This window comes from Serratia sp. DD3 (genome assembly GCF_000496755.2).
Genome location: NZ_AYKS02000029.1, coordinates 47,068 through 55,406, shown reverse-complemented (window position 1 = coordinate 55,406; position 8,339 = coordinate 47,068). Strand labels below are relative to the sequence as shown.

Here is an 8,339-nt window from a genome sequence, read left to right as displayed (position 1 = left end):
CCAGCGGTGGTGATATCCAGGTTATCGCCTGTTCCCTGCACATTAAACCGGGTAGCGGGATCGAGACTGGTGAGTTCATCCAGAGTCAAACGGGCATTACCGTTGATGTCGATCAGGCCATCGAAGCCAGTCAACCGAGTAGTGTTGCCCGCCAGATTGATATTGCTGTTGTTGAGCCACCAGGTACCACTGCCGGTGAGGGTGTTGGCGAGCATCGACGGCACATTACCGGCAAAGTTCAGGAACTGCAGGGTACTGCCGCTGGCGATGTCTACCACGCCATTACCCAGGTTTTGCTGCAAGCCGACGGTCAATTGGCTATTGCCATCAATGGCAAACAGCCCGTTGAAGCTGCTGTTATCACCAGTCAGTGACATATCGGCGCTGTTATCAATACTGACGGTGGAGCCAGCGATACCTTGCAGGGTTTGAGCAACGATACCCTGCAGGCCGTTAAACACCAAAGTGGAGGTATCGGTGGTTAAATCCACCGTGGCACTGTCGGCCCCCAGATTGTTAGCTTGGGTTACCGTCAGGGTGCCACCGGCATTGATAGCCTGGGTGCCGATAAAGTCGCTCTCGCCAGTCAGTTGGACGTTGGCGTTGGTATTAACTACTCCGTCACCACTGAGTTGGTTGTCGAAGCTGCCGTCACGGTTGAAGTTCAGGGCGCCAGCAACGGTGATATCACTGTCACCGAGGGTACCGGCATTGGTTAAGGTGATGTCGGCACCACTGGCAATGGTAGTGATAGCAGACAGGGTGCTGTTATCAGCACTCAGGATTAAGCTGCCCCCCAGCACATTCAAGTTGCCGGCACCGGCTAGGCCATCGGCGGCGGTGGAAGTGCCCCCATCCAGTAGATTAAGGGTGCCGCCATTGAGCGTCAGGGCACCGAGGTTATCCAGTGCACCGACGGTCTGGGTGAAACCGGCCATATCGAACAGGGCGTCGCTATCCACCGTTAACAGTTGGGTCTGCCCCAGGGCATTGCTTGCCCCCAACAGCACCGTGCCGCCGGTCGCCCGGGTGGTACCGCCGTAGGTGTTGCCCCCGTTGGAGATGGTGAGTGGTGCTGCGGACGCATCCAGAACGATCCCCCCATCCCCAGTCACCAGCACCGACAAGTCATGATTGCTGCCCGGGTTGGCATCGGTGGCTACCACCAGAGCATTTGCCCCATCTTCAATCAGGTTGAGCTGGATCAGGCTAAAATTGAGGAACAACCCGTTGTCTGTGCCACGGGTATTCGACAGGCCGTAATCATAGATCCCCTGGGCGACGGTCAGGCTGTTCTGGGTCAGGTCAAAAGCCAGTGGTTGATTGGGCACAGCCGCGCCATTGAGGTGCAGTGTCAGGTTGTCGATATTGGTGGCATTGTTGGAGAAAATCAGTGCCTTGCCAGAGTTATTACCGATCTGATTGAGTAACGACCCCCCAGTGTTCGGGGCAGACTGCGGCCCGAGTATGTCAATGATCCCGCTATTGGCGGTGAACGTGTCGGTGGTCAGGGTACTCTCGGCGCTGGTAGCCGTGCCACTATAAAACTGCAGGGTGCCGCCGTTGAGGGTCAGGTTGCCGATAGTCTGGTTGCTGGCAGTACCGGATACCCCGACGGTGGTGGTGTTGCCGTTTTCCAGCACCAGCGTGGCAGCGGTGAGCGCCGCGGTATTGGCCCCAGCCAGTGAGAAGGTGCTGCTGTTGAGGTGTACATCACCGCCAAACAGAGCCCCTACCGCATTGCCAAAGCTGAAGGCCTGGCCGGCGGTATCCACATTCACTGTACCGCTGCCGGTCAGCGCATAATTGAAATTGAACAGACCAGATGTGGTGATATCGAGATTATCGCCCGTTCCCTGCACATTAAACTGGGTAGCGGCATTGAGGCTGGTGAGCTCATTCAGGGTCAAGCGGGCATTGCCGTTGATGTCTATCAGGCCATCGAAGCCAGTCAACCGAGTAGTGTTATCTGCCAAGGTGATATTGCTATTGTTGATCCACCAAGTCCCGCTGCCAGTCAGGGTATTGGCCAGATCTGTGGGCACATTGCCAGCATAGTTCAGGAACTGCAAGGTGCTGCCGTTGGCGATATCTACCGCACCATTGCCCAGGTTTTGTTGCAAGCCGACGGTCAATTGGCTGTCGCCATCAATAGCAAACAGCCCGTTGAAGGCGGTGTTATTGCCGGTTAGAGACATATCGGCGCTGTTATCAATACTGACGGTGGAGCCAGCGATACCTTGCAGGGTTTGAGCAACGATACCGGCAAGACCGTCAAACACCAGCGTAGAGCTAGTGGTGGTTAAATCCACCGTGGCGCTGTCGGCCCCCAGATTGTGGGCCTCGGTCACCGTCAGGGTACCGCCGGCATTGACCGACTGGGTGCCGATAAAGTCGCTGTTGCCGGTCAGTTGGACGTTGGCATTAGTATTGGCCATCCCGTTACCACGGAGTCGATTGCCGAAACTGCCATCACGGTTAAAATTCAGGACCCCGGCGATGTTGATGTCACCGTTCCCCAGGGTACCGGTATTGGTTAAGGTGACATCGGCACCCGCCGCTATAGTAGTGATAGCAGACAGGGTGCTGTTATCGGCACTCAGGATTAAGCTGCCGCCCGACACATTCAGGTTACCCGCACCCGCCAGGCCATCGGTGGCGGTGGAGGTGCCACCACCCAGCAGATTGAGGGTACCGCCCGCCAAGTTAAGGGTACCAGCGTTGGTCAACAGGCCATCATTGGTTAATGTACCGCCATTGAGCGTCAGGGCACCGAGGTTATTCAGTTCACCCACGGTCTGGGTAAAGCCAGCCATATTCAACAGAGCGTTGCTATCCACCGTTAACAGTTGGGTCAGCCCCAGGGAATTGCTCGCCCCTAACAGCACCGTGCCGCCGGTCACCCGGGTGGTACCGCTGTAGTTGTTGCCACTGTTGGAGATAGTGAGCGGTGCTGCGGACGCATCCAGAACGATGCCCCCAGCGCCGGTAACCAGCGCTAACAGGTCATGATTGCTGCCAGGGGTGGCATCGGTGGCCACCAGCAGGGCATCTTGCCCATCTTCAATCAGGTTGAGCTGGATCAGATTAAAATTGAGGAATAACCCGTTGTCTGCGCCCCGGGTATTCGACAGTGCGTAGTTATAGAGCCCTTGGGCCACCCTAAGGTTGTTCTGGATCAGGTCAGATGCTACCGATTGGTTAGTCACCTCAGTGTCATCAATATGCAGGGTGAGGTTATCGATGCCGGTCGCGATATTGGCATAAATCAGCGCCATTGAGGCGTTATTCGCCATTTGATTTAACAGGCTGCTGCCGGCGTCATTCCACGTTATCCCACCTGCAATATTGATAATGCCACTACTGGCGAGCAGATTGTCGGTGGTAATGGTGCTTTCGTTGAGAAGATCACCGTAGAAATTGAGGGTGCCGCCGTTCAAGCTTAAATTGCCAATGGTCTCATTAGAGGCCACCCCGGTAACACCCACAGTAGTGTTACTGCCGGTATCCAGCGTTAAATCAGCATTAGTTAACGTGGATGTATTAAGACCGTTCAGGACAAATTGGGTGTTTTGCAACACCAGGTTGCCGGTGAATTGATTATTGCTATTAGTGAAATCAAATGACTGGCCATTGTTATCGACATAGACCCATCCGTTGCCAGTGAGTTGATTGGCCAGAGCAAAGGCAGCATTACCCTGAATATTGAGACTATCAAGGCCATTGACGACGTCAAAGATAGTATTGGCGTTGAGTGCGGTTTGATTGTCTAACGTGAGGGATGAGCCATCATTAATTCTCACCGTACCGCCGAACGTGGAGAGATGACTATTATTGGCAAGGTCGATATTGCTGCCGTTTAATAACCAAGTACCGGTGCCAGTGATATCGTTATTTAATGCAGAGAGCACACCGCTAAGGTAATTGTTAAAAATAAACTGCCCGCCGGTGGCAATATCAATGGTTGCAGTACCCAGCGGTTGATCACTGGCTACAATAAGTTGGCTGGTACCATCAATGGCAAACAGGCCATCAAACAGCGTATTGGTCCCGATCAAGGTGGTGTTTGAACCATTTTCCACGCTAACGGTAGCACCCGCTACGCCACTTAAGGTATTGGCGAGGTTGCCTTGTAAATTATCCAGAATCAGCTGTGATGACCCGGCGGTTAAATCAATGTCAGCGGTGCCGAGTTGGTTGGTTTGATCAATAGTCAGGCTTGAGTTGGCATTAATATCAATAGCACCCGAGAGTGCCTGATTATTCCCTGTGAACACCAGGTCATTGTTGATATTAACCAGGCCAGCACCAGACAAGGTGTTATCAAAGGCCGTATCAGCGCCATTGAGGTTAAGGGTGCCATCCACCACAATATTACTGTTGCCTAATGCATCTGCTGCGTTGAGTGTCGCATTGGCACCAGTGGCAATGGTTGTTTGCGCGGAGAATAAGCTGTTAGCCCCATTGACGGTAAAGGTCCCGCCATTGATGTTTAACACACCACCGCCATTGAGCCCACCAACACTATTGCTACTTCCCCCGGAACGGAGAGTTAATGTGCCACCAGCAAAGTTAAAGCTACCGTCATTCACCAAGGAATCCACGGTTTGGCTGTATCCAGACAGGTTCAGGGTAGCTGTGTTGGCGACAGTGAGGGTATTGGTGTTACCCAACGCCTGGTTTGCCCCGACATTAAGAATACCGCCATTGACTGAGGTATTCCCCGTATAGTCATTCAGGGTGTTATTTAGCGTTAGTGCGATATTATCGCTGCCAATTGCCAAATTACCGCTGCCAGTGACCCGGGCGGATAGGGTGCTATCGGTTGCACCAACGGAACTGAGAGTGAGTGTCTGTGCAGTCTGAAGGTCGATTTGCGTGGGTGCATAGGATATTTTCAAACCAGGATCACTGGACAAGGCGAAATTATAGGTATTGATTGCCACCAGATTGCCATTTTGCAGGTAGTCAATCAGCGATCCGTTTGACAGGGCATTGCCTGACAGATCCTGCAGATAAAGACTGTTCAGTTGGCCAGCACTGAGAGTATTGCTGCTATCAACCAGCGTGGTGAGGTCGCCAACATCCAGATCTAATAAATTACCGTCGGTGAGGCTAGCCGTATCCAGTTGCACCACCGAGGCAGCTTCAACATTGAGTAGACCAGTGGTGATGACGCCACCATCGGCAAACTGGATGGTGCCACCATTCAAACTGAGGTTACCTATTTGGCTGTTACCCGTTGGCACGGTAATCAGGCTGTTGGCGGATCCGCGCAATGTTGCATTAGAGAGCACTTGCGCATTGGCTGGCGTTAGGGCAAAGCTGCCGTTGTTCATGTCCATCAGGCCAGTAAAGCCTAAACCGACATTGGCACCAAAGCCAAAGCTGTTATTGTTGGCATCAACATGCAGTGTGCCGCTACCGATTAACTGTTTATTGAAGTTGCTGATGGTGGTTAAGTTCAACAGCCCAGCTAAATAAACTGAACCTGCACCTAATTGATCTTCCTGGCTGGCATTGAGTATGCCACCGTTATCAACGGTCCAGTCACCGAGGAAGGGGCTGGCATTGACCAAGGTGACATTGGCCCCATTTTGTACTGTGGCGGCCCCAGTGCCCGCCAGAATGCCGCCGAATTGTCCATTGTAGGTATCGCCAAATAATAACTGACTGGTGGTGTCGGTTAAATTAACTTGGCTACCGCTACTGATATTGTTGCTATCGGCTAAGGTAATGATTGATGTGGCATCAATATTAATATTATTGAAATTTTCTAACCGGGTGGCAAGGTTAAGGGCTCGAATAGAATTAATAAAGTTAAGCGTGTTATTCCCAGCCCCGGCATCAAGGCCACCTAACATGGTGTTACTATTGGGCGTTAAATCAATGATATTGAAAATATCATCGCCACTGGCGGTATTAATTGAATTGACATAAGAACCATCATAAATATTTACGGTATTATTACCATCGCTAAGATCAATTAACCCCTGACTGATAGAATTAGGGTTGAAGGTTAAGGTATCATCACCGCTTCCGCTATCAAGCGAGTATAATGTGCCATTATTGATAATGGTGTTCCCACTGTTCCCCATGGAAACACTGCCATTGATCTCACCATAGTTTGTCAGGCTTTGGGGTATCCCATTCTGAAAATCAATGGCACTGCCTGCGGTAGAATTAATAATGGTATTGGTACCCACAATAATATTTGCATCACCATCCTGAACACCTGCGGTACTTAAACCGATACTTCCCGCACCGTTAGCATTAATGGTTAAGTAGGCATTAGTAAGGTCGATGCCATTAAAACTCCGGTAAATCCCCCTTCCTGCACCTGAAATATTAATAATGTTGTTTCGGGTGCCATAAAGGAAGTTTAACCCGCTTATTTCTTTAAATAATGCACCGTCGATAGTAGAAAAAGTATTATCATAAAGGTTAAAGGTAGACAGCGAACCTGAGGTGATCGCAGTAGCATCGCTATTAATGTTAACATTGACGCCAGTGATCGTGTGAGTTCCAGCGTTATCTGGGTTAACGTTAATCGCAGGGTCAGTGCCATTAACATTAAGCTCTCCACCGAGCAAATCCAGATCAATGTTGGCACTGCCTATATTAATTGCTGAGCCAGTATTGGCATTGATAACCCCATTGGTATTATCAATACTCATGGCGATTCTGTCTGGTATATTACTCAGCAAGTTAATACCCGCTACGGTACTGGTTATAACTCCTTGGTTAATAACTTTCCCCGTGCCAACCGTAGAGCTGATTCTTTGCAAAATACCGGTGGCTTTAAGAATGGTGCCTTCGTTTTTGACTAAAATATTACCGGTTGCTGTTGTGGCGGTGGTTTCTGCTGTAATCCCGGTACCCAAAGAAACATTCGCGGTACCATCTGAAATCAGTGCGCCAGAGCGAATATAAATATTCCCCGTGCCGGTGGTTTTTCGCGCGATAATGCCCGAGACAAGAGTGTTGTTGGCAGCAACAATAATTGAACCTGTTGCCAAATTATAAATAACATCATACGGTGAGGTTGGGCCGTTGAATATGGCTGCGGTGGCATTAGTGCTAGGAAGATTACTGATCTGATGGTTAATCACCGGGGCGGGGACAGTTGTATTACTCCAGTTGTTAAGCTGGACAACGGCTCCAGGGCCAAACCCGGTGAGTGGGTCGTAAGAGCCAATTTGTACACCAAAGTTAGAGATCCCCAGCACATTCTGCCCGGTAATATTCAGGTTAACTTTGGCACCATCATCAATAATAAAATTATAGGTGGCATTATCTGCGTTGATGGTGTTATTAGCCGGCCCATTGGTTAAACGGACATTGGCGTTCCCGGCAACGGAGCTCAGGAAGCTTGCATCGGAAGTGCTAGTAAAATGAATGATACTGTTTGCGGCGTTAGCGTTACTCCAAAATACTGCAGGGAAAGCGCCCGGTATAATTGTTAGGGCTAATGTACCGGTCAGTTCAACTTTACTGGCGACGCCCCATTGGCGGAACGCCCCCATATTCAGCACACTGGGGCCATTATCCCCCAAGCGTAGAATACTGTTATTATTAGGGGTACCAGAGGGTGTATCAGGGCCAAATGCCACCAGTTTGTTATTCAGCAGTATAGCGTTATTTTCCATAATCACGGTCATATTGAGCGCGACAATCTGTGCTGAAACCAGGTGAGCACTACCCGTTGTCCCTGTGGTAGAGATAAAGTTACTGAAGTTTGTGAAAGTGAGTGTGGCGTTTTGACCGGGCCAGTTAGTAGGGGGGACGTTATCCGCAGCAGGAACTTCGAAGGCCATGACTCCAAAGGTTATCGAATGGCCACCACCATCAATAATGATGTTTTGCCGATTAGAACGGTTTTGAGAAATAGGAACTACGGCTGCTCCAGCATAATTGACATTTTGAGTTAATAACAACGTGGTGGCGGTGCCGGTTGGGCTTAGAGCTTCGAGTAAATCTGCCCGGTTATTTATCAAGGCGCAAGCGGTGCCCATATCAAGACATTGCTGTTGTGTAATGGCGTAAACTGGGTTGAAAGGCGCGAATACGCTCAACAATGTTACGGTTATCGCACTGATTTTAAATAGCTTACTTTTTTTATTGTTAAGAGAGTGCAATCGCTGGGGGTTATCAGGCAATAGACTGTTACCAGAAGAGGATTTTTTCTGTTTATTCTTCGCTAACTCGCTGGCAACCACAAAAATACGTAATACCGCGTTCCAGATCACCTTGTAAACTTTGTTCATACACAAGCCTCTTAGACATAATGGATTTATTTCTGATAACCATTTGTTTTTATATGTGAAATAAAGCCAACT

At 50.1% G+C, this 8,339-nt stretch carries 1 protein-coding gene; it reads right to left on the bottom strand.

Going from position 1 to position 8,339, the window contains the following annotated elements; all coding sequences use genetic code 11:
• Nucleotides 1-8,267: autotransporter outer membrane beta-barrel domain-containing protein (locus IO95_RS04290; RefSeq protein WP_037384025.1), on the bottom strand; the 8,267-nt coding region annotated here is incomplete at its 3' end.
• Nucleotides 8,268-8,339 lie beyond the last annotated feature (72 nt).